This window comes from Prochlorococcus sp. MIT 1323, from assembly GCF_047304905.1.
In the GTDB taxonomy this organism is placed as follows: Bacteria; Cyanobacteriota; Cyanobacteriia; order PCC-6307; family Cyanobiaceae; genus Prochlorococcus; species Prochlorococcus marinus_D.
The window spans coordinates 1442422-1463743 of sequence record NZ_CP138973.1; the positions used below are offsets into that span (position 1 = coordinate 1442422).

Genomic DNA, 21322 nt, shown 5'->3' on the forward strand with positions numbered 1-21322 from the left:
GAAGCCAATCATCCCTGCCTTAACCAAGCGGCTGCATCACAAGCGTGGTAGGTGAGGATCAAATCGGCACCAGCTCGCTTGAAACTCAACAAGGTTTCTAGAACCACCGCCCGCTCATCGAGCCAACCCCTTTCAGCAGCAGCCTTCACCATCGAATACTCGCCACTCACGTTGTAAGCAGCGATGGGTAACTCCGATTCTTCGCTTAAACGATGAATGATGTCGAGATAGGCCAGGCCAGGCTTCACCATGAGAATGTCTGCACCCTCCTGCTCATCGAGTTGAGCCTCAGTAATGGCCTCACGAGCATTGGCTGGATCCATTTGATACGTGCTCTTGTCTTTAGGGATTGGCTTGCCACCAGCCACGCGCGGGGCTGAATCAAGCGCCTCGCGAAACGGGCCGTAGTACGCCGAAGAGTATTTCGCTGTATAGCTAATGATCCCCACATGCTCAAAACCCTCGTCGTCAAGAGCTTCACGGATGGCACCGACGCGACCATCCATCATGTCGCTAGGTCCAATCAGATCAGCACCAGCACGAGCCTGAACCACAGCCTGACGACAGAGTTGTTCAATCGTCTCGTCGTTAAGCACCACACCCTCGGCGCTGACGATGCCGTCATGACCATCACAGGAATAGGGATCCAAAGCCACATCGGTCATCACTGTCATTTCCGGCAGCTCACGCTTGAGCTGCGTGATGGCCCGCGGAATCAACCCATGCTCACTGAAACATTCCGCCCCATCTTCAGTTTTGAGGCCCTCAGCGACTTTCGGGAAAAGCACCACACAACGAATGCCCAGACCCCAGGCCCGTTGAACTTCTCCCATTAAGCGATCCAGGCTCCAGCGATTGGTTCCTGGCATGGCACCGATCGGCTCCACATCAGCTCCCTCATGGACAAACAAGGGATAGATAAAGTCAGCAGCTGTGAGGCTGTGCTCCCGCACCATGGAACGCAGGGCAGGAGTACGACGCAGCCGACGAGGGCGATAAGTGAGATCCATCAAAACCGCATAACAATCTCGTGAGCGTAAGTCTCGCCTCAAAGTGGAGCCATCTGTAACCACGCCTGACGGGGGTCAGTACTGCGGGACTGCTGCAACCGTTTCAACAACTCCAGCTCATCGGCAGACCATTCAGACGGTAACTTCAGGTTGAGGGTCAAGAGCAAATCACCGCGCCCACCAGGCGAAGGCCAACCTTTGCCTTTAAGCCGCAGACTGCGGCCTGGCGAGGTTCCTGCAGGAATGGTCACCTGAGCTTCCCCATCAGGAGTCATCACAGTCGCCATACCCCCCAGCGCCAACTCATCGAGCGCAACGGGCAAATCGGCCCGCAGCTGATCACCATCCAACCGCCATAAGGGATGGGTTTGTACATCAATATTGAGGAAAAGATCACCCCGCCGGCCAGTACCAGGTTGAAGATTGCCCTTTCCCTTGAGGCGTAAGCGCGAACCAGGTTTAATGCCCTGCGGAATCCGCACCTGCACTCGTTCTTCATTAACAGACAGGGTGCGTTCAGTACCGCGAAACGCTTCAGCAAAACTCACCTTCAAGGTGGCTTCGGCATCAAGATTCACCGGAGCACGAGAGCTCCCTCTAGGGAAGCCTGCGCCACCAGGGAAACCAGCGCCAAAACCAGCAGCAGCCTGAGGCCCACCAAAACGGCCCAAAAGGTCATTAATGAAGTCGTCAAAATTCCCATAACGACCAAAGTCAACTTCAAAACCAGCCCCGGCAGGACCTCCACCACCCATGCCACTGGCCTGATTCCAATAGCGGCCAAACTGCTCATATTTACTGCGTTTATCCGGATCGGAAAGCACCTCATATGCCTCACTCACCTCCTTGAACTTCGCCTCAGCAGTAGAATCACCTGGATTCACATCAGGGTGGTACTGGCGCGCCAGCTTGCGGAATGCTCGCTTGATGTCATCACTATCGGCGTTGCGCTCAACTCCGAGAACCTTGAAATAATCCCGGTAGCCGCTCCCGGCCATGGCGTTGATTTGGCCCGAGGCCCTACATCTGTTCAGTTTCCCAGTTTCGCGGTAACCCTGCGCCTTGCTCCATGGAGGGAAGCCCGAACGATTGGAGAGTGCTTAAGTTTGCCAAACCCAACTCTTCAGCTTCCATGGTTCGGCCACAAATCCTCCAAGGCAACCATGGCCTGAAGTTATGGATATCCCTACTCACAGCGATGGGGCTGAGTCTCTCATTGGAAGCTGCCAAAACCCGAGCAGGCGATGGCGCGGGCACCCTAGGGGAGCCTCTCAAAACATCAACCAGCGAACAACTGACCTTGGTCCGTCATCTCAACAACATCGGAGCCGTGTTCTACGGCTCCTGGAGCTGCCCGGCTTGTTTCTTCCAAAAAAACCTGTTCGGCAAGCAGGCGAGCACGATGCTGACCTATGTGGAATGTGGCAAACCAAAGCTCCTACCAAATCAAGCAGCTGACTGCCAAAAAGCCCAAGTCAGTGTTGTTCCCACATGGATCCTCCCAGACGGGAAGCGACGTGAAGGAGTGCTGTCAATCGAGGAGCTGGCAATCTGGACAGAGATGCCTGCAAGGCCTGAATAACGAACAGATTGTTGGCATCAACCAAAAGAAAAGTATCGGTAAAGACATCAATGAAGCGAGCATAAATCCAACAGGAACTTGAGTTTACTGCTGGACTTCAATCGCAAATCATTAGTCAACTTCGATTTAATTCCAGAGAATTATCTGCAAGCAATCACCTGCATAAGCTTAGACAGCCGTGGCGATTCAACAACAAGAACTCCACAAAAGAGCAAGCCAACATCCCTAAAGCAATCGCCTATTCCCGAAGAAGATGCAACACTAGCGCACATGAATAATTTTTAGTCACTTGCTTAAATCTACCAAGCAAGAGATAAGTTATTTAATAGTCACATTATCAAGTCACACTACAGCAAATAATTCAGCCATTTATTGTTTTCAAAAAAATTTAACGGGCGAAAGAGAAGCACTAGAAGAGGTCTTGGCAGAACTTGGACAATAAAGGCAAAGCATCAACTCAAGGCAAATACAACAATACTTTTAAACCATTAATTAGAAGACTAATTAAGTTCATCACTGGCTTCACTGACGAACACTTTTCCATTGAGGTATCAACTGGCTTTGGCTCCGTTTCAAGGAATTTATTTTACAGCAAAGTTCTCTGCAACTGCTAAGAAAATTCAAGCTGAAAGAATAAGGTAAACTCAGCAAGCTGTTAACGCTTCCTCGATCAGGTCTCATCACCCAATAAATTTGCTAAATCTTTGCATGGCAGTGCAGCTCAAGACTCAAGGATCAATCCTTTCAAGCCGCCTCAAGCATTCTCACGAATACCGAAGTCGTGCAAAGAATGATCCTTCTAGATGCACAGCCATTTCGCTCTCAGTCAAAGGATAAGGCTCAACAATAAACATCATCCCAAAAAACAGCCAATCACAAACCAAAACCATTCAATCTTCCAATCATCAGATTCATGAACACCGTATCCTTAATCTCCGTAACACCCAAGGCAGAAGAAATCATTGCTTACTGTGCGAGAGTCTCTAATCCTCAAAATCAAGACAATCCTGATAGTGAAAGGCTGATCCGCTATCTGATCAAACATCGTCACTGGAGTCCCTTCGAGATGGCCCATATAGTTATGGAAATAGGAACGACCCGAGCAATAGCAGCGCAAATCCTCAGACATCGAAGCTTCTCTTTTCAAGAATTTAGTCAGCGCTATGCTAATGTCTCAACAATGGCCTTTGCTAAGCCGCCTTCACTACGCAGACAAGATATTAAAAATAGGCAAAGCAGCATCGACGATCTTGATCAAGAGACAGTATCAAAACTGAGTTCAAAAGCGAGCTTATTGTTTGAACAAAGTCGCGACCTATACCAAGAGATGCTTGCAGCTGGTGTAGCAAAAGAATGCGCAAGAGAAGTTCTTCCACTAGCAACTCCCACGAAAATCTATATGGCAGGGAGCGTTAGATCTTGGCTTCATTATATCGATCTGCGCTCCGCACATGGCACCCAAAAAGAACACCAAGACGTTGCCATCAAGTGCCGAGAAATACTCACAAAAGAGATGCCTTGCGTATGCAATGCAATGTGGCCTTGAAAAGAAAATATTAAAACTCGGATTTATATAGCCAGAATTGCCAGGGTTAAAATTTAATTTTTAGCTAGAATGCAAATCAATTAAATCAATCGCCTTAAGGATTACTGCCCATTCATCTTACTCTCCGCAAAAACTCATTCTTCAAACTGGAAAGTCAATTTCCTGATCGAGCAATTCATCAGCCATGGAGAAAAGATCAGCCAGACAAGGCCTAGTCGAAGGTGCGTCGCCGCTAATGCACCCAATCGACACGAATTCCCTTGCGGCTATTAAGGAATCGATCGATCGCCATTGCTGCAATACATCCATCTGATGCGGCTACCACCGCCTGCTTAAACGGGGTGTTACGAATATCACCAATAGCCCATACCCCCTCCACTGTTGTGGCCATGAAGTCATCTACCACGACGCCACCATCCTCTTTAAAAGCCACCTGATCACCTAAGAAATCAGTGATCGGCTTAGAGCCACTCATATAAACAAACACACCTTCAACGGCCAAGTCCTGCTCTGTCTCCTGAGCCCGATTTTTCAACTTGATGCCAGTCACGCCAGCATCATCTCCCTCGATCAACATCAATCTTGTGCGGCTCCAGTGTTGAACATTTGGCTGAGTCATCAACGCTTGCGCGTGGACGTCATCTGCCTTGGGGTCACTCGTGGTAAGCCAATGCACTGTCGAGGCGAACTTGGTCAGCACCTGGCCTTCCTCAACAGCCTCTTTGTTTGCTCCAACAACAGCCACCTCACGTCCTTTATAAAAGGCACCGTCACAGGTAGCGCAATAGCTCACGCCGCGGCCAAGGTAGTCTGCCTCTCCCTTAAAGGATGCTGGGCGCCCCAAAGCGCCAGTCGCTACAACCAGCGCCCTTGCCTTAAAAGTCCCTTCCGGGGTATACACCGTCTTCCATTCACCATTCACATCCACACCAAAAACCTGGGCACGGCGATAATCACTGCCAAAGGAAACAGCCTGCTCGCGCATCAAAGCCAGTAATGCTTCGCCACTCATCTCACTGGAAACACCTGGATAATTAGCGATCTGATGGGTTATCGCCAAGGCGCCTACATCAGGATTCTTATCAAGGATGACTGTCTTCAAATCGGCACGCGATGTGTAAAGCGCGCAGCTGCAACCAGCTGGGCCACCACCCACGATCACCACGTCGGCTTCGATTGTTTCCAAGAGGCAAAGGTCTCCAGCAGGGTGTCAAAGCTGCTCTCCACAGCTCATCAGCTTCAGATCAGGATGCGCCGTTCTGACAACAATCCCAAAAAGCCACCCAACCCTACTGAGTTCAACAGGTGATCTGTCTTGAAAGAAATGCCTGTTCTTTAGGCAATGCCATACCCAATCCCTGGATTGGGAGCTTGCAAGTCGATAGGCCCCCAAGCGCTTCGCGATACCCTCCCCTTAGCCATTTCCCCAGCTTGGCCGATGAGAATCGGCACAAACACACCGAAATGACAACTGATGAGCACTCCACCTAACGATCGTCACACAGCTACGCGCATTGAGATCTCACTTCAGGAGGAGGTCTTGGGTTGCCTCGATGACTATTGCGATGTTTACGCTATAGACAGGAGCCTGGCCATCGGACATCTGCTGCAGGGCGCCCTGCATAGTGCTCTACCTGACCCTGATTGGTTAAAAGAAGACAAGCCACTCACTGCAAACGCCTCAGCCAACGGCGGTGATTCAGCATCGAGAACTAGCCCAGCAGAAAAAAGCACATCAACACCAATGGCTCCCCGCAATGAAGCACTCGCCGCCAATCCACTTATACAAAAGCGACACAACACTCAATCCTGAGCAGGCTCACTCTCTCGATTCCAGCCATGCCAGCCAACAAGGAGAGCTGAAACTAAAACCCTTTGCATACGACAGTCATGGCTTTCACGATCGCGGAAGACATATCGCAGTTCTCCAGAACACAAAAGACCATCTGAGCCGCTGCTTCGATCTAAAGCCACTAGACGGCTCCCATGGTTAACGGCTTGCAAAGCCTGCTCCATGCCACCCAGCCAACCAATTTGTGGCTGGCCCTAATTCTGCTGACTGTGCTGGCTTTGTTGCTGAGCTTGGGGCGCAGGCTCGAGCCTGCCCTGCGACTGGAGCGGCTAGGCCTGCCAATTGCCCTGTTGGCCGGCACCGCAGGCCTGCTGCTGGGGCCTTATGGCCCCCTACCCCTGCTGCCACTGAGCGTAACGGACATCTGGACTGAAGTTCCAACAGCGTTGCTTACCCTGGTCTTCGCAACCTTGATGCTCGGGCGCCCCCTCCCGAAAGGTCAAGGCTTGTGGGAGCCTGTGGCATCCCAGGCCATGCTGGGAATGATGCTTGGATTTGGTCAATACCTAGTGGGGGGGCTAGCGGTCCTACTGGTGTTGATCCCCCTGCTGGGGGTTGATCCGCTCATGGGCTGCCTGATTGAAGTGGGTTTTGAGGGCGGCCATGGGGCAGCGGCCGTTATGGGTGAAAGCTTTCGCCAACTCGGCTTCCCTGGCGGCCAAGATCTTGGCCTGGCAATGGCAACAGTGGGCCTGCTCACATCAACCCTTCTAGGCAGTGTCCTGGTGATTTTCGGCCGTTGGCGTGGATGGGTTGCCCCCCATGGCCCCACAGAAATCGGAGACACAGGAGCTGTTGAAGAAGAAACGAGTTTTGGCCAACAACTTCGCCTGCTGGCCGTAAATCTTGGCCTCGCTGGAGCCGCTGTGGCTTGCGGCGTGTTGATGCTCGAAGGCTTGCGATTATTGGGCCCTTGGCTGGGGGAGTTCTACCGGCAAGTCATTCATGTCTTCCCAGTCTTTCCTCTGGCACTAGGGGGTTCCCTACTGATCCGACTAGCCCTGGAAGTCTCAGGCCAAACTCACTGGGTATCACAGTTATTGCAACGGGAAATCGGCATCCTGGCCACCGACCTGCTGATCACCACTGCAATGGCAAGCCTGAATCTGCCACTGCTGCGAAACGACTGGCTTCCACTCACTGTGTTGTCTGTGACAGGGTTGGCCTGGAATCTATTGATCATGCTCTTTGTTGCCAGGTTGACACTGCGCGAGGAATGGTTCGAGCGCTCAATCACCGAGTTCGGACAGGCCACTGGAGTAGCTGCGAGTGGCCTTTTACTGCTACGACTGGCCGATCCCCGCAACCTTACAAAAGCCTTACCTGTGTTTTCGATCAAACAATTGATCCTGCAACCAATTCTCTCGGGTGGGGTGATCACCGTTGTAGCCCCTCTAGCAGTGACTCGATTGGGACTGCTTGGCTGGACAGAACTTTGCGGTATTCTTACAGTTATATGTATTGGATTAGCGGTAATCATCAACATCACCTCATCAACAGAAGCTGCGTGAATAGCAACGACAGACTAATGCACATTTACTACCAATGATTTTGACGAAATCTGCTTATTTCTATAACTCGATGGAGCAAAAATCCACAATGCAATGAATTAGAGATTCATCGTTCTCAAGGAAAAACTCTCCCATCGATTCACAAGGCCATCAACATGAAGACGTAGACTAACATCTACAGTAAAGAATGCGACCTGGGTAACACAGCAAATACCTCCAACACAGAGAAGTCATATCTTCAGAACAATGAATTTACAACCGCAAGGAGCATTACTGCCCACTATTGAAAAGGAACTTGAGAATGAAACAATCATGATTGCGGGATTGCCTAAAGAAATAAAGCCCGACCTAAGACAGTGTTGGAGAATTAGCCTTCCAATGATAGGACTTTTTACGAGGAATAATAATCATAGTTCCTGGCAATGCATAGAAAAGAAACAATGGCTATTCTCTGGCCAGAAAAACATTTAAGCTTCAAGGAGAAAAAGAAATGACAACAAAAAACACTTATCAAATCAGACAGTGAGCAGTAACCAGACCAGGCGCAAGAAGTAGCAAGAGCTACCTTAGAACGTAGATATTTTACGTTGAACTGGCAACTTAAATACAGCAATTATTTGCTTCCAATGAGATATTAATAGTTGCCTGATGGTTCTACGATGCAAGCCAATGTGGAAGATTAAGTCGTCACTCCTGCGATCTCTGTTACTGGGAATAATCATCCCAATTTCCGCTTCTATTTATCTGACCATGCCCTTGGCAGCTGATGCCACTTATCCAAGTATGTGGGAGAATAATCAGGGTGGAGCTGATCCATCGATGCTAGAGACGAGGAAGAACCTAGATGCTCTCAGCCAAAAGTATCCATTTCTCGAACAAGTTGAAGATGGCAAACCCTTAACAGCGGAATTTGTAAAATATGATCTTGCTGGTTTTGATTTAAGCGAGGCTGATCTGCGTGGGTCTACATTCAGCGTAACGTCGCTAAAGAATGCCAATCTCCACGGTACAAACCTAGAGGATGTATTGGCTTACGCCACTCGTTTTGACAATGCCGACCTTTCAGACAGTATCCTACGCAACGCGAATCTAAGGAAGAGTGAATTCGCTGGTGCTTTAATTGATGGGGCTGACTTCACTAGCGCCTTGCTTGACAGGCAAGAACAGAAAGCGCTCTGCGCAAGAGCTACAGGCAAAAATTCAAAAACTGGCGTGGATACATATACCAGCCTGGATTGCTCTGGAATCTCAGAACGGGTTATTCCGGCCGGCAGATAGATGGATGATTGGAACAATCATTAATCAAAACAAATAGCCCTCAACGGTGCTAACTGAAAAAGACTTAAAATAAAATTATAGTTTATCTTATATTCATCAAGAATAAGTGGTAACGAGGCAAGACATGTATCAAATAGAGAGCTAATAATGAGGCTGGTCAAGCCTGAGAAGTAATACTAGCTTGATTTACATCTGCCATGTGCTTGCAAAGATTTTTTCTCGAAGGTTTTGCATTACAAGCGTAAGCCAAAGAGCACTACAGGAAGAACTTATTCTTTAATAGATGACAGCTTTAATAGATGATTAGATAGCATCTTCTCTTGCATGAATCAATCTATAATTATGTCTACACGCTGCCAAAGCAGAATCGCTTGTATTCGCGCATCATATCAATAGATCACAGCCTTGATCTCTACAGCAATAGCTGTATTAAGAGTTAAGAGTTAAGAGTTAATGGATGTCTTAGAAAGGTATATTCGGACTCAGAACATAAGGCCGTCGACTCTATTCTGGTTATCGAGTGACATCAGCATGATCAAGATCAGGATTTGACCATCGCAGAAGTCTCTCAAAAAGGGTTCCGCTTTCATCCAACTCAATCAAACGCCCTCCAGGTTCATCTTCTCGTCCCAAAGGGCATGGCTGTACAGCCTCAAAGCTGCAAAGAGTGGAAGGGCAACCAAGCAATAAGACATCCTTACGCCCAGGCAATACCTCTTGCCAGTGCTGATGGATATGCCCAAATACCACAGCACATAACTCTTCTACAGGAGTGAGTAGCTTGATCAACGCCTCACCATCCAGTAGACCAATGGGATCCAACCAAGAAGAGCCAATCGGCAAAGGTGGATGATGCAATGCAACCACTAATGGCCTGCCAGATTGGTCAATATCTGATAAGCGCGACTCGAGCCATTGCAGCTGTGATTGACCAAGTTGACCTGCCGTTCGACCTGAGACATGGCTACTAAGAAGAATTAGACGAACTCCATCCACATTCAAATCTGCTGGGGCTGTAAAGGCATGTCGTCCAAGAGAAGCTTTGATGTACAAAGGATTGTCATGGTTACCAGGAAGAACAGCAACCTTTATTGATGGAGAAAGATTCTGCAATTCATGACGCAACAAAACATACCCACACCAGGTTTCATCATGGCAAAGATCACCAGTAATCAAAAGCAGGTCCGGAGAATAAGAGATTGCCTTTTGCAACGCATACTGTAAGTTCAAAAGCGGATTATGACCTCGCACCAATTGATCATTAAAGGCAACAAGGTGAGGATCACTAAGCTGTACTAAGCGCATTTCTTGTGGAGCGGATCTACGCAGAGGATTGATTTTGGAGGCTATCCCCCTTGTTCAAGCATGAAAAACAAACCATAAGCTGGTTTCTGCCTATTCGTAAATAGCTTACGTAAAATACTTGAAGCAACTATCAGGGAGTAAGCACGGTTTACTGAAGGTTTTTGGACTTCTAAATCATCAGAGATAACATGGCTCTACATTTATTTTATGGCAATACAATCATCAATTAATGAGCTGGAGTGAGTCGGGGCACTGATGGTGGCCTTACCTTAAGGCGATGCTGCCAGATATGCCTGCAAGCATCGTAGGCAAGGATCACTATAGTGACGATAATTGCCACGAGCTGGATCAGAAACAGACGAAGCGGACCATGCAGGTATCGCCAATAAAAGATGCCAAAGGTGCGCCCTATCACATAGCTGCCTCTCACCATCAAGCGCATCAGACTCTTCAGGCTTGAAAACAAAGCGAAGTCAGCTACAAGTGTCATGACCACCTTTGTCATGAAGACCATGCCAAGGGCGACGATCAGGGCTGTTGAAATTTGAGTGAAATGAATCATGAGCAGTTACCTCGTATTCATCTTATTCCAAAACTGATGCGCAAGAGAAAATAAACCCGTTAGGTGGTTCATCAGTGGCCTTGGACTGCTGTATAGCCTCAATCGCTTGCCAATGCCGCCTTGCCAGCTTTTTATTGAGCTGACAAGGGGTTATTGATAATTCGAGGCCGAGGCTGATTGAGTAGAAAATCAAATCGTTTTCAGTGTGCACAAGAAAATCAACAACATGCTTAATCTGATCTCGAAATCAAAGCCACATCACATAGCGAAAGGCTCGGTACTTTCATACTAATAGCCAAGGCATACACCAGCTATTCCGAAGAATGACTTTACCCAAGCATTCGCCTGATGGTTTCTATTGTAAAACTATTGCAGGCAATGCTAGATCACTTGAACTAAAATACCTCCAAAGACACTCGCGAGCAGTAAAATGTACTCCGAAGAATAATTTATTATAGCAATTAGCCTGGCAAAAGAAGACTTTAGACAAGTCGGCGTATCTCTTCAACCATGAAGGGGAATGATTCCAACATACATTATTTATAGAAGAATGGTTAGTAGAAAGAATACACGGAACCCTTCAGCAATTCACTGAGATTTTCTCTCCATTCGGTGATTGATAAATCTTCTTTATAATCTCACCATCATCAACAATAAGTGTGATAACCGTCGAACCATTGGGGATGAGAAATGATCTGCGATGATCAGGATCAGGCTCTTCTTCTGCTCCCTGCTTGAGCTCTACATCCAACTCAGCCTCTGAGTCAATCCGTATGCGCCAGTAAAATAGCTCCTGCTCAACTCGTGGAGCGCTATCTTGGCGTTCAAGCATCATTAAACTAATAAAGCTCATATCGGTGGTTAGAATAAATATTCTTCCATAGATCGCAAAAAATTATTCAAGATGAAGTATCGGTTCATGTTGATGGAACTATCCAAGATACTCCATTGTTAATGCTATGAGCCCAAGCAAGAAATCATTTTTCGGAGTATCAAGAGTGATTCTTTATTAAGGCATGATTGATTCCTATTGCTGCCTTGCGACCATCTTTAATTGCTTCTTGAATGCTACTGGAGCCTCTAATGATATCTCCACCGGCGAATACATTGACCTGACCATGAACCTGTAGCGTCTCTAAGTCAACCAAGGCGTCCATGTCAACCATAAGGCTTGTGCTTAGATGGTCCCTTAATTCAGACTCAATACGGTGTTGCTCCAAACCTGCCATAATCACCTGATGAGAAGAACTGCAGAGCTCAGATAAGGCGATTGGGTCTATTCTGGAATGGATCTCAATTCCAAGTTCTTTCATTTCATTTAAATGCTTGGCCTGAGATTTCGATTGAAGCTGAGCCTGTTCGTCTATAAGGTAAACCTTTCTTGCACCGTTTTGAATTGCAAACCTTGCGATATCAGTAGCAAGGTAGGTAGCACCAACTATTGTCAAGGTCTTATCTCTAACAATAGTTGGCTCATGAGTAAACTCGTCTAAAAACATCAGGCCATGAATCAAGTTACAAGCATGATCAATATCATTGGGCTGGATTCGCTTCTCACCTAGACCACAGGCTAAAAATATTGCATGATATTGAAGTTTTAGCTGAGCAATTGTGATGTGTTCACCTAAAGCTTGATCAAAATAAATATGAATAGAAGGCAATAATAGATTTTCTATTTCATGTGTCAATACAGAATGTGGAATCCTTGACGTCAGAGTAAGCCAACTCAACAATCCAGCTGATGCGCTATTTTTCTCGTAGATATCTACTTGGTAGCCTAACTGCGCCAAATAGTGAGCACATGTTAGGCCTGCTGCCCCCGCCCCAACAATAGAAATTCGCTTACCATTATCTGGCCCTATCTTCGGTATGTAATTGGGGACTTTCTCACATACATAGCGATTTAATGACGTAATAGGAACAGAAGAGTCAGGACATAACAATTTGGCACAAGAAGGAGCACAAAAATCGTCTGATTGCGAAAGGTAAGAGGTTATTTCTGAAAGTGGATTCACAGCACGTAATGACTGGGCCGCTCCGAGCCAATTGCCGGCTTCGGCAAGACGTGCGATATGGGCTTGGTGAGTATTATCTGGACCAGCACGAACGCAGCGGGGAGATAGACAAGCTCGGGGTTCTACTTCAACAGTTGTTATCATCTGATGGTCAGGAGTCAGATCCGCAGAGTGTTGTTCTTGAGCTAGAGAGGCTTTAGCAAAATGAACATAATTTTGAGGATAATGCTTTAATGGCAGATATTGAGGTTGATGAAGATCCTTTAAAATGGCATTGACTGCACTGATTGCGGACACAGTCACAGAAACTACGCCGATCCCTTGACTGGTGGAATCCCCTACACAATAAAGTCCTTGCCAATCACTGCGAGCGGCCAGCCGACTCATATAGCTTTGGCTCATATTCACCTGTGGTCCACCAATAGAGCCATGACTTTTAAGGGTATAGCGCTGAATCGTCTGTGGGGTAGCTATCTCCTGAACCAAGATATGTTTTTTAAGTTCTGGGAAATAATTCTTTTCTAAGTAATCAATAATTGCGGATGCTTTTTTCTGCTTTTGATCTCGATATGTACGAGTATGATAGTTATCTTTGCCATCTGTTGGTAGTGTGATCTCTGGAGTAGCTTCCGGTAGAAATATGCAGAGTGTATGGGTCCCTGGCGGAGAAGCGTCGGGATCCAACATTGACGTGACATAGACGGTCAGATAACTTGAAGAACCTTCGACCTCATAAGGTAAAATCTGGGTGGGTTTCATCCTCTTAGGTACAGCTTCTGCTTTAACCCCGAGATAAACACCAAATACACTATAACTTGGCCTAAATTTCTTTGCCCACTTTCTTTTTCTGCGGGAGATATGCTGGGGATCGATCAACTTACCATAGAGATTCCAGATCGTTGTGTTTGAAATTACTGTATGAGCTTTAATTTTAAGACCACTTTCAAGCTGACAGCCAACCGCCTTCCCCTTCTCAATTAAGATTTTATCAATGCGATTGCGATATAATATTTGCCCACCATATTTATGAATTGCTTTTTCTAGTTTATTCGCCAGCATCTGTGGTGAACCTTGAGCATAATAGCAACCACCTGTGTAAGATTCCACGTGGATCATTGGGCCGGCGATGGCAGGAGTCTGATCCAATCCACAAGTGGTCATATTTTGATTTAAAAGCGTAAATAGTTTGAGAATCTGTGGATCACGCGTAAAGCGGCGAAATAGTTGCTCTTGAGTTGAAAGCAGATAAGTGAGCAACCTTGCCAAATAGAACGGGCGCGTAAGCATCAAATTGATGCCATGTTGCGGTGGCGTTTCCGCTGGCGCAAAAAACTGACCACTATAGCTATCCAATGACTCATGATAAAAAGATTCGAATTCCCTTAGTAATGCTTTGATTTGTTCTGATTGGTGTGGAAAGCAAGAACACATTTCTTCCCAAAATCTTTCCCGTTGTGTATACATGGAGACTTTGGTTTGCTGATCTAGATGGATAGTGAAGGTTTCATCCATCGGCACAAGAGTAATGTCTTCCTCCAACTCATTCATGACAAATTGATGTGGGTTGTAGCCTTGTTCTCCAAACCCAAAAAAGAGAGAAGCTCCTACATCAAATGTAAACCCTTGACGGCGAAAGATACTCGCGCATCCACCAGGGAGATAATGCTGCTCTACAACCAAAACTCTGTAGCCACGCTTAGCAAGAAGTGCCGCTGCAGTTAGTCCACCAATCCCAGCGCCTACTACTAAGACATCATAAGAGGGCAACAAAATATCGCGGTCAAGCACGTGCATTAGCCAAGGGATACACAAGCCAAGTAAATTATCTCACTATTTCATGAAACATTCAGGCTACAAGCGCAAAACGTTGCATGCAGCTTGCAAGCAACAGATGCATAAAATCCAAACTCTCTCACAAAATCACTTATTACTGCGCACTATAAAAAGCATAAGAGGTCAATCAAGGTCTTTATTTTGTTCTAGCTTCGGAAGTTGAGGTGCTAATCAACCCTGAAGAAGGCGAATTTTTAGCAACTACTGGATGAGGGAATATATTGATGCGAATATCATCCAAGACTGCGGGAATAGAATAAATATGCAAGAACGTTGATATCAGAAAGCGTGTACAGGACACTGGCTGGGGTTATGCATTGTCATCTGCTTGGGTCCCTCTTGTCCAGTTATATTACGCCATATCCAGAAGATCTATCACCCCAATAATTTATGGAATTGCAGGAACAGCACTTATGTGCATAATCATTGGAGCATGTATGAATACTTTCGGAGTCTCAGGCCAAGGGCCTTCCTCAGAACAATGGAAAGTAGTCTTCTATTTGACTACATATGTTGCAGGACCATTCCTGTACAAATCGGGAATCCGTCAAGCCAAACGAGAAGCAATGCTAATTCTCATGCGAAATGGAATTATTAAAGGAAAGTTGCGTAGACCATGGAATCCATCAATGCTTCGTCTAAATCTAAATGTAAAAGACTGGGTTCACGGCGACGCCATCACCAAAACCAAAATGCCAAAGGATGAGAAAGCAGAAACGTTTGTACCAGAGCGGTCGGAAAAATATTTGGTGCGATGGTGGCTCTTTGCAACTGGAGCCAAACGGCCTTTTCAAAAGCTGGAAGAGCTAAAGCGGCTATATGAACAAGGCTTGATAAGCAAAGAAGAATATGAGATCTCGAAAAAAAAGGGCCCTAAGAATCAAATAGGTCTTACTATACATTTATAGTCAAATAAATCGCTAAGAATTGTTGATTTTCTTTAATAAGCCTAACTCGACTGTAAATAATTCGAATTTTTTAATTCCAGAATAATGGAATCAGTCATGCCAAAAATTTATCAGAAATTACTTAAAATGCCTGCTCATCCTGTGCAAACAGTTAAAGCCAAGAACATATCCTTTCTGGGACACCTTTCTTAGTCTAACTTTCAACAGACTCTAGATTTGTCAACGGAATTGACTGACTAACTTTGATCACATTTTGCAGCTCTGAGTTGATTCGTCTCTGTTCTTTTCTCAAAGCTCTCTATACACTGGAACTCATCAAGGAAGACACCTACTTGGATCTCATTCGAATGAGAGTTAGCTTTAGCATTGGTTCACTAAATCAAGAGACTAGTCATTAACGAGTTAAGAGTACACAACCTCTGCAGACCCCCCAATTTCAATTGCTGGACATGCGCAATCCGCAATCTTCCAATAAGAAATCGGTTGAGTCGAATGCAATCAAGATTGCAAGCCAGATCTAGCTCAAGCACATTGGTGTTGGATACTTTTAAATCATTACTGATCTAGATCAACGACCGATCAAACTAGTTTTCCAGTGCATTGACCTATTGACCCAGATTGGGAGACCTGTCTTTATGTAATAGAGATAAGCTGCAGCCTTTCTGCACCGACGGCTCTTCTCTTTGATCGTTAGAAGGGTTTTCCATCATGACTTTCGCCCGATTAAGCCAAGTCGAGATCATGCACGGGAGATTTGCAATGGCGAGCCTCGCATCACTTGTGTTGATTGAAGTCATCAAGTTGCAATTGACCTCCTCCTAGCAATGCTCGCTGAGTTGTTTTAGCGCTGTCCCATCTGAACAAGAAGACCAAGCCCAACCCATTCGTTGATCAAGCGATAAGTGAATGTGACTGGATTCATTCGCAGTGAATCAACATGATCGCAACTAACTCTAAGGGTTTGAACGCATACCAAATCCACACAAGGAGTATCACTAGTAGAACTGATTGATGGATTTAATCGCCTTACACAGAAGTGCCGCACTAGAATATTCAGCAACACTTTAGATTGAGCAGCTACCAGATGCACTGGCTTAGCTGGGCGATTGGCCTTTTAACTAGCTTTGCGCTCGCATAAATCCTCAACTGGGCAATATGACTCCACAGCTTGTAGCCCTCTACTACCTCCAACTTCAATCAAACTCTTTGCAATTTTGCAGATACTTACCAACGCACTTATGAAGGAGAGGAGCAACGAGCATCTCAGAGTCTGGATATGTAAGTAGAGCTTTGCAATATTTCACTCAATAGATGTGAATAAAAGCCAAGTTGCTAGAAGACATGAATCATGGTGTTGATCTTCCAAATTAGTGATCAGCTTTTGCAAGCACTTCATCGCACAACTAAATTAATAGAGCAATCTATCCACATTCAGATTTTAAATCCAATTTAAATGAGTGTTTAACAAAAGTAGCGGCCATTTCAATTCACATTTGAGCCACTTGCAAAGTCATGGCATCAGACAAAAGCTTCCTCTATTCATAAAAAAACCCACCTCCTCTAAAAAAGGGGAGGTGGGTTTTTAATGTCGTTTAGCGATTTAGCGAAGCTTCTGAGGATTGGCACCTGGGGCCATTTGTCCAGGTGTGTGGCTGTAAAAACTCCTTTCAGGGCACCTAGGACGATGCAGAGGAGTATCGACTGGTTTGACGCACAAATAAACTTTGTCGCACCAGACGATTAGCCCACGATTTTTTGAGACTGTTGGAGCAGGGGCCAGAAGTCAGCTTGCTTCTGCTGAGTACTCAGGTGGCGTGTCGTCCAATTAGGCGCCTCCGTGTTCGATGTGCATACTTTGGCCTTGTCAGCCATTGATGGCAATCGGTCTTAATGCTGATTGCAGGCAGCTCTGATCCGGAGCAAAATTAAATTTTGGGCTTTTAAGCACTGGTTGATCTCTAGATCAGCATCAAGCGCTATTAGAACCAACCTCTGAGCAAAGAGGCTCCTCTTGAAAACGGCCATTCCCTTAATCTCTTTTCTGGATCTAGAGGAAGAGATGCCGAGGAAGCGCCGCAAACTCAGCAAGGACATGGAAGCCGAGATCGCAGCGGCTCAAAGAAAAGTGGAGCTGGTGATGGCAATGATCTACGACATCGCCGATGAAGAGACACAAGGTGAATATTTATCCGGCTTTGAGCAGATCAACGCCGCAGCCTCTCACCTCTCAGAGAGCTATGTCTTGAAGGGCTTCTGCGAGGAGACAGAGGGGACCCTGGCCCTCTACAAGGGGCTACTGGAGCGTTTTGAGCAGGAGTATGAGCTCTAGCCCTTTTCCACTTCACCTACAGGTAACTGCGCAGGCCAACCAAGCTGACGCAGCTGCTCAGTGCTGACGTTCTGAGATTGATACAACTTCATCCCATACAACTTTAAAGCTGAATTCTGATGGGGAATGATCCATTCCATAAGATATGGACAATGCAGAGAAATAGAACCAGAAAGAACACCTTTGCAACAAGCAGGTGACATTTAAAGGTAGAAAAAGCTTAATTAATGTTGTTTACTTCTCAAAGTTCGCAAGACTGGCAATGGCCACAAAACCAGTTAAATTGTTGCATGCACATTAAAAATAAGACATCGTAAAAGGATTCAACTAAGCCAAGAACAAATGTCTACAGGAGAAGGCACCGCTGCCATTGTCGATAAAGGACGCTTGGGCTCAGGGCGTTGCTCGTCTTGAATGAACACAAATACCATCAACAGCAAGGGTGCAATGAATGCTGCAGCGGCTACTAACCCAACGATCTGAGTCGGCCTAATGAATGGGACCTTGGCTAAAGGGTCTCCACATTGGCCGCAGACCATCACACCATCCGCACGTTGCTGATGAATCTGGTAGCGACTTGAGCAGAAAGGGCAGTGGTATCTACTCATCTGAATCTGAATCAACCCGAACCTGAAACTCAATACCCACGCATACGCCAAGCGCAATGAGCAAAAGCCCTAACCAGAAACTGAGAGGGGGGAAAGCCAAGGCTTTTCTCTACGAGGCTAAGGCGCACCATACCCCCTACACCCAATTCTCCTAGCAGCCTCGCCCTTAGAAACTATGAAAAAGAAGTGTTTCCTGAAATGATGCTCTAAAGCGGCCGAGTGTGACTCCGTCAGGATCTCCTCCGTAGAAGATGAGAAAAGAATCCGCCATTTGAAGTCATCCAACTTGAGTCTCTAATCAACCCTATATGAGACTTGCACAACTTCTGATGTTGTGCATCAAGCGTGACAAGATGTCCCGACCAACTTGTTAGCCTCTAGTGACTAACTAATCTTATCCAGCCTGACTTGAGCAGTTCAAGGAAATAAAAATCAATCCTTAAATGAGTATATCAATATTTCTTTTGCAATGTTCACATACAACTCTATTAACTAGTAATCCATAGGCTTTATAGATGATGCAATAAAGCTCTAGCCATGTAAGCTTTTAGTATATATTGAGCAACCAGTGCTAAAAATTGAAACATTTTATTCGATTTTCAAGATGCAACTATTCCTATAGAGAAGAAAAAGATCACGTCTTCTAATAGTAAGTGGTGGGTTGCCGTCTCCTCATGGATTCATAAAATTCCTTTCTTTGGCTTATCCTTAAATGGTTGGGCACCAATATTGGGGGGTACATTTTTACTCTTCTCAGACACAACTGCAGCTCCCATACCTCCCATTACTCCTTTGATCCAATTAATGAATCTTGCCAAGGGCGACTCCGCATCGCGCTTTTGATCAGTCATCATAAATTTCCGACTGTTCAAATATTACACGATCACCCTTGCCAAGGCAAAACCTTCTGAAGGATTCCTTATTCATGTCATTACTGAATTCTGAATGTGCATCTTCACCGTTATTCATCGCATAAGTTCTCTTGAGTACGTTCTTCTCATCATTATCAATCAACCCTACGGCAGAGGTCCCTAACATCAAACTGATTCCGTGAGCATTAATTTCCTTCACCACACAGTCCAACACCTTCATTCTTATTGAGACAAGTGAAATGACTTACGCAAAGAAATACAAATGCCTACACCTCCAACCAAGAACACTCTGCCTACTCTGAGAACATGCGAGAAATCTCTTGGATCAATTGAAAGACAAGAGCATCTTGAGGCTAATTGACCAATTCCAGTTATCCCCACATCCGGAGGGAGGCTGGTACCGTGAAGTCATCCGAAGTGATCTGACAGTAAAACGAAGTGATGGTCATCAACGCAATGCCATCACAGGGATCATTTTTCTCTTAGGCAAGGATGATAAAAGTTGTTGGCATTGTGTCGATGGTGCAGATGAAATCTGGATTCACCTTCAGGGAGCACCACTCTCTCTTTGGCGACTAGATCCAAATAGCAATGAAATAGTCAGATTAAAGCTGGATACAGCAGAGCCAATGCAAATAATCCCCGCAGGATTTTGGCAAGCTGCTTGCAGCCAAGGTTCCTATACCTTGGTGAGCTGCTGTGTTAGCCCAGGTTTTGACTTCGACGACTTCAAAATGCTTCGAAACATCCCCAAGCAATGCTGGCCAGAGGAAGCCCTTCGTGAGCTGATTTGATGCTGCCATATGCACCAAAGCGCCGATGTCTGAAGGCTAAAAATTAAGCGGTAATTCCACTAATGGGCGTCTCTCTAGCACCTCCAAGGTTTGCGTGTTGGAAGCGCAGCTGAAGGTTTACCACCGCCACATCACCAAGCATTTAAACATTGGATAAGCGCAAAGCGAATACATGAGGCAGAGTTGCTTCCTCTTGAAGGGTCTCTAGCCACCGAGCTCCGTTACAAAAAAACCTTGGTTTACCGCAAACATCCATGCACCTGGCACGGGACTGGCATTGGCCCTGCTTGCCCTAACCCAAATTCCAATTTCAACTGCGGCAATTCTCAGGGTTTACTGCATTATTGAGATGCACAGTTACAAGGAATACGATGTTCCCAGGGCGACTCGCTTTTGCAACGGTGGCTAAAAGTTCTGGATCCCCTTGGTCCATTCCATCATTGCTGCTTGGAGGAACCTATGCGGAGCTCTTGCGCTCTTTAAGAAGGGCTTCTGGCGTGAAGGACCACTCGGGGTGCTTAGCTTTGAATGTTTTGGCCTTGAAGCCGAATGTGATGCCATTGATGTTGACCAGCCCTTTGAACTCATAGAAGTTTTTCTGAGCACTAACGATGAGGTACTTGTTGTCCCTGCAAGGTGCTCTACCTTGTTCGTCTCTAACTCTTGTAACTTCAGCATCTTCTCCAAATTCTTGCTCAGCGCAGTAGGTGATGAACTGCGTGGTTGGCGTCGGGTCCATCAGCAAACGGTAGCCACATGTTGTGTCTGTCATTCAAGCTTTATCTTCAACACCACGCAATCGGAATTGGAGGGTCCACGACCAGCCCTTAAGGTGTTGCAGAAAAGCTAGATAACTTCCAAGAAAAATTGACAGCCCCGAAGGATGAGTTAACCATAAACAACTGCAATAAATGTGAGCCGCGATCGACCAAAAGCTTCATACTAAACTTTATCGAAGTCAGCATTGAGCACCAATAACAAATGGTTTTGAGACTTTTGAAATACTGAGAGTGGTCACCACAATCTGCAAACCAATCCTCAATCCCTTAGCCTTTCAATACCCCCCTCCCAACCACTTCATCATCAAGGCTTAAACTGATAATTATTATCTCAGATGCCATTAGCACTGCAGAGCTTGAATACAAGTTAATGACAGTAGACTGTCATTTGAATGGAAAGGACATCTCGATCACAAGCCAGAAGATTAATCCCAAACATAACTCACTATTAATATAAATACAGGAATACCTAATCGGATACCACAGGAAGCAAGAAGAACAAACAAAAGCCAAAGGCCCTGCCTTACTGGACCCCAAG

21 protein-coding genes are annotated in these 21322 nt (G+C 46.0%); 9 read left to right on the plus strand and 12 right to left on the minus strand.

Features of this window, described 5'->3' with window-relative positions; genetic code table 11:
* Positions 1-8: 8 nt before the first annotated feature.
* Positions 9-1010, minus strand: coding sequence for a porphobilinogen synthase (hemB, locus tag SIB68_RS07165; protein ID WP_063399202.1), 1002 nt, complete (start codon positions 1008-1010; stop codon positions 9-11).
* A gap of 38 nt (positions 1011-1048) precedes the next feature.
* The gene (locus tag SIB68_RS07170) at positions 1049-2008 is read right to left on the minus strand and encodes a DnaJ C-terminal domain-containing protein (protein WP_063399160.1); all 960 of its coding nucleotides are present in this window, start codon (positions 2006-2008) and stop codon (positions 1049-1051) included.
* 71 nt (positions 2009-2079) lie between these two features.
* Between SIB68_RS07170 and SIB68_RS07175 the strand changes: the two genes are divergently transcribed.
* Positions 2080-2592: a hypothetical protein gene (locus SIB68_RS07175; RefSeq protein ID WP_063399161.1), complete on the plus strand. Its 513-nt coding sequence runs from the start codon at positions 2080-2082 to the stop codon at positions 2590-2592.
* Positions 2593-3505: 913 nt separating this feature from the next.
* Positions 3506-4138, plus strand: coding sequence for an FAD-dependent thymidylate synthase (gene thyX, locus SIB68_RS07180; protein WP_063399162.1), 633 nt, complete (start codon positions 3506-3508; stop codon positions 4136-4138).
* Between the two features lie 232 nt (positions 4139-4370).
* Here the strand turns inward: thyX and SIB68_RS07185 are convergent, their stop codons facing one another.
* Positions 4371-5324 carry an NAD(P)/FAD-dependent oxidoreductase gene (locus tag SIB68_RS07185; protein ID WP_063399163.1) on the minus strand — a complete coding sequence of 318 codons (954 nt, stop codon included), beginning with the start codon at positions 5322-5324 and terminating at the stop codon, positions 4371-4373.
* Between the two features lie 288 nt (positions 5325-5612).
* On the opposite strand from SIB68_RS07185, the gene SIB68_RS07190 reads away from it, so the two are divergent.
* Complete coding sequence (locus SIB68_RS07190; protein WP_063399164.1) at positions 5613-5951, plus strand: hypothetical protein; 339 nt, start codon at positions 5613-5615, stop codon at positions 5949-5951.
* Here SIB68_RS07190 and SIB68_RS07195 read toward each other — a convergent pair.
* Positions 5942-6154, minus strand: coding sequence for a hypothetical protein (locus SIB68_RS07195; protein WP_155724863.1), 213 nt, complete (start codon positions 6152-6154; stop codon positions 5942-5944). The genes SIB68_RS07190 and SIB68_RS07195 overlap by 10 nt on opposite strands.
* Here SIB68_RS07195 and SIB68_RS07200 point away from each other — a divergent pair.
* Positions 6125-7501 carry a sodium/glutamate symporter gene (locus SIB68_RS07200; protein ID WP_063399165.1) on the plus strand — a complete coding sequence of 459 codons (1377 nt, stop codon included), beginning with the start codon at positions 6125-6127 and terminating at the stop codon, positions 7499-7501. The genes SIB68_RS07195 and SIB68_RS07200 overlap by 30 nt on opposite strands.
* A 669-nt stretch (positions 7502-8170) precedes the next feature.
* Positions 8171-8779 (plus strand): pentapeptide repeat-containing protein, encoded by a 609-nt coding sequence (locus SIB68_RS07205; RefSeq protein ID WP_063399167.1) that lies wholly within the window; start codon positions 8171-8173, stop codon positions 8777-8779.
* A 513-nt stretch (positions 8780-9292) separates the two neighbouring features.
* Here SIB68_RS07205 and SIB68_RS07210 read toward each other — a convergent pair.
* The 4 genes from SIB68_RS07210 to SIB68_RS07225 all read right to left on the minus strand — a co-directional run bounded on the left by SIB68_RS07210 (position 9293) and on the right by SIB68_RS07225 (position 14449).
* A complete protein-coding gene (locus SIB68_RS07210; protein ID WP_063399168.1) occupies positions 9293-10084 on the minus strand; it encodes a metallophosphoesterase in 792 nt (263 codons plus the stop codon).
* 226 nt (positions 10085-10310) lie between these two features.
* Positions 10311-10646 carry a hypothetical protein gene (locus SIB68_RS07215; protein ID WP_063399169.1) on the minus strand — a complete coding sequence of 112 codons (336 nt, stop codon included), beginning with the start codon at positions 10644-10646 and terminating at the stop codon, positions 10311-10313.
* A 580-nt stretch (positions 10647-11226) separates the two neighbouring features.
* On the minus strand, positions 11227-11499 hold the full coding sequence (locus SIB68_RS07220; RefSeq protein WP_196757067.1) for a hypothetical protein: 273 nt from the start codon (positions 11497-11499) through the stop codon (positions 11227-11229).
* 139 nt (positions 11500-11638) lie between these two features.
* The gene (locus SIB68_RS07225) at positions 11639-14449 is read right to left on the minus strand and encodes an FAD-dependent oxidoreductase (protein ID WP_196757068.1); all 2811 of its coding nucleotides are present in this window, start codon (positions 14447-14449) and stop codon (positions 11639-11641) included.
* A gap of 482 nt (positions 14450-14931) precedes the next feature.
* On the opposite strand from SIB68_RS07225, the gene SIB68_RS07230 reads away from it, so the two are divergent.
* The 3 genes from SIB68_RS07230 (at position 14932) to SIB68_RS07240 (ending at position 17731) form a co-directional block, all read left to right on the plus strand.
* A complete protein-coding gene (locus SIB68_RS07230) occupies positions 14932-15402 on the plus strand; it encodes an SHOCT domain-containing protein (RefSeq protein WP_063399172.1) in 471 nt (156 codons plus the stop codon).
* A gap of 708 nt (positions 15403-16110) precedes the next feature.
* Positions 16111-16224: a chlorophyll a/b-binding protein gene (locus SIB68_RS07235; RefSeq protein WP_155724865.1), complete on the plus strand. Its 114-nt coding sequence runs from the start codon at positions 16111-16113 to the stop codon at positions 16222-16224.
* Between the two features lie 1237 nt (positions 16225-17461).
* Positions 17462-17731 (plus strand): hypothetical protein, encoded by a 270-nt coding sequence (locus SIB68_RS07240; protein WP_011130926.1) that lies wholly within the window; start codon positions 17462-17464, stop codon positions 17729-17731.
* Positions 17732-18054: 323 nt separating this feature from the next.
* Here SIB68_RS07240 and SIB68_RS07245 read toward each other — a convergent pair whose 3' ends face one another.
* The 3 genes from SIB68_RS07245 to SIB68_RS07255 form a co-directional block, all read right to left on the minus strand.
* Complete coding sequence (locus SIB68_RS07245; RefSeq protein WP_063399204.1) at positions 18055-18339, minus strand: hypothetical protein; 285 nt, start codon at positions 18337-18339, stop codon at positions 18055-18057.
* Between the two features lie 680 nt (positions 18340-19019).
* The gene (locus SIB68_RS07250; RefSeq protein WP_413681811.1) at positions 19020-19193 is read right to left on the minus strand and encodes a hypothetical protein; all 174 of its coding nucleotides are present in this window, start codon (positions 19191-19193) and stop codon (positions 19020-19022) included.
* Entirely contained in the window at positions 19183-19431 is a 249-nt protein-coding gene (locus SIB68_RS07255; protein WP_063399173.1) for a hypothetical protein, read from the minus strand. Before SIB68_RS07255 ends, SIB68_RS07250 begins: the two co-directional genes overlap by 11 nt.
* Positions 19432-19540: 109 nt before the next feature.
* Between SIB68_RS07255 and SIB68_RS07260 the strand changes: the two genes are divergently transcribed.
* On the plus strand, positions 19541-20005 hold the full coding sequence (locus SIB68_RS07260; protein WP_236068796.1) for a cupin domain-containing protein: 465 nt from the start codon (positions 19541-19543) through the stop codon (positions 20003-20005).
* Positions 20006-20462: 457 nt separating this feature from the next.
* Here SIB68_RS07260 and SIB68_RS07265 read toward each other — a convergent pair whose 3' ends face one another.
* Positions 20463-20777, minus strand: a complete 315-nt coding sequence (locus SIB68_RS07265) for a hypothetical protein (protein ID WP_063399176.1) — start codon at positions 20775-20777, stop codon at positions 20463-20465.
* Positions 20778-21322 lie beyond the last annotated feature (545 nt).

Excerpts from the sequence above, each read along its gene's own strand:
- hemB (WP_063399202.1), bottom strand. The coding sequence starts at position 1,010 with ATGGATCTCACTTATCGCCCTCGTCGGCTGCGTCGTACTCCTGCCCTG.
- SIB68_RS07170 (WP_063399160.1), bottom strand. The coding sequence starts at position 2,008 with ATGGCCGGGAGCGGCTACCGGGATTATTTCAAGGTTCTCGGAGTTGAG.
- SIB68_RS07175 (WP_063399161.1), top strand. The coding sequence starts at position 2,080 with ATGGAGGGAAGCCCGAACGATTGGAGAGTGCTTAAGTTTGCCAAACCC.
- thyX (WP_063399162.1), top strand. The coding sequence starts at position 3,506 with ATGAACACCGTATCCTTAATCTCCGTAACACCCAAGGCAGAAGAAATC.
- SIB68_RS07190 (WP_063399164.1), top strand. The coding sequence starts at position 5,613 with ATGAGCACTCCACCTAACGATCGTCACACAGCTACGCGCATTGAGATC.
- SIB68_RS07200 (WP_063399165.1), top strand. The coding sequence starts at position 6,125 with ATGGTTAACGGCTTGCAAAGCCTGCTCCATGCCACCCAGCCAACCAAT.
- SIB68_RS07195 (WP_155724863.1), bottom strand. The coding sequence starts at position 6,154 with ATGGAGCAGGCTTTGCAAGCCGTTAACCATGGGAGCCGTCTAGTGGCT.
- SIB68_RS07205 (WP_063399167.1), top strand. The coding sequence starts at position 8,171 with ATGTGGAAGATTAAGTCGTCACTCCTGCGATCTCTGTTACTGGGAATA.
- SIB68_RS07210 (WP_063399168.1), bottom strand. The coding sequence starts at position 10,084 with ATGCGCTTAGTACAGCTTAGTGATCCTCACCTTGTTGCCTTTAATGAT.
- SIB68_RS07215 (WP_063399169.1), bottom strand. The coding sequence starts at position 10,646 with ATGATTCATTTCACTCAAATTTCAACAGCCCTGATCGTCGCCCTTGGC.
- SIB68_RS07220 (WP_196757067.1), bottom strand. The coding sequence starts at position 11,499 with ATGAGCTTTATTAGTTTAATGATGCTTGAACGCCAAGATAGCGCTCCA.
- SIB68_RS07230 (WP_063399172.1), top strand. The coding sequence starts at position 14,932 with ATGAATACTTTCGGAGTCTCAGGCCAAGGGCCTTCCTCAGAACAATGG.
- SIB68_RS07235 (WP_155724865.1), top strand. The coding sequence starts at position 16,111 with ATGACTTTCGCCCGATTAAGCCAAGTCGAGATCATGCACGGGAGATTT.
- SIB68_RS07240 (WP_011130926.1), top strand. The coding sequence starts at position 17,462 with ATGCCGAGGAAGCGCCGCAAACTCAGCAAGGACATGGAAGCCGAGATC.
- SIB68_RS07245 (WP_063399204.1), bottom strand. The coding sequence starts at position 18,339 with ATGAGTAGATACCACTGCCCTTTCTGCTCAAGTCGCTACCAGATTCAT.
- SIB68_RS07250 (WP_413681811.1), bottom strand. The coding sequence starts at position 19,193 with ATGATGACTGATCAAAAGCGCGATGCGGAGTCGCCCTTGGCAAGATTC.
- SIB68_RS07255 (WP_063399173.1), bottom strand. The coding sequence starts at position 19,431 with ATGAAGGTGTTGGACTGTGTGGTGAAGGAAATTAATGCTCACGGAATC.
- SIB68_RS07265 (WP_063399176.1), bottom strand. The coding sequence starts at position 20,777 with ATGACAGACACAACATGTGGCTACCGTTTGCTGATGGACCCGACGCCA.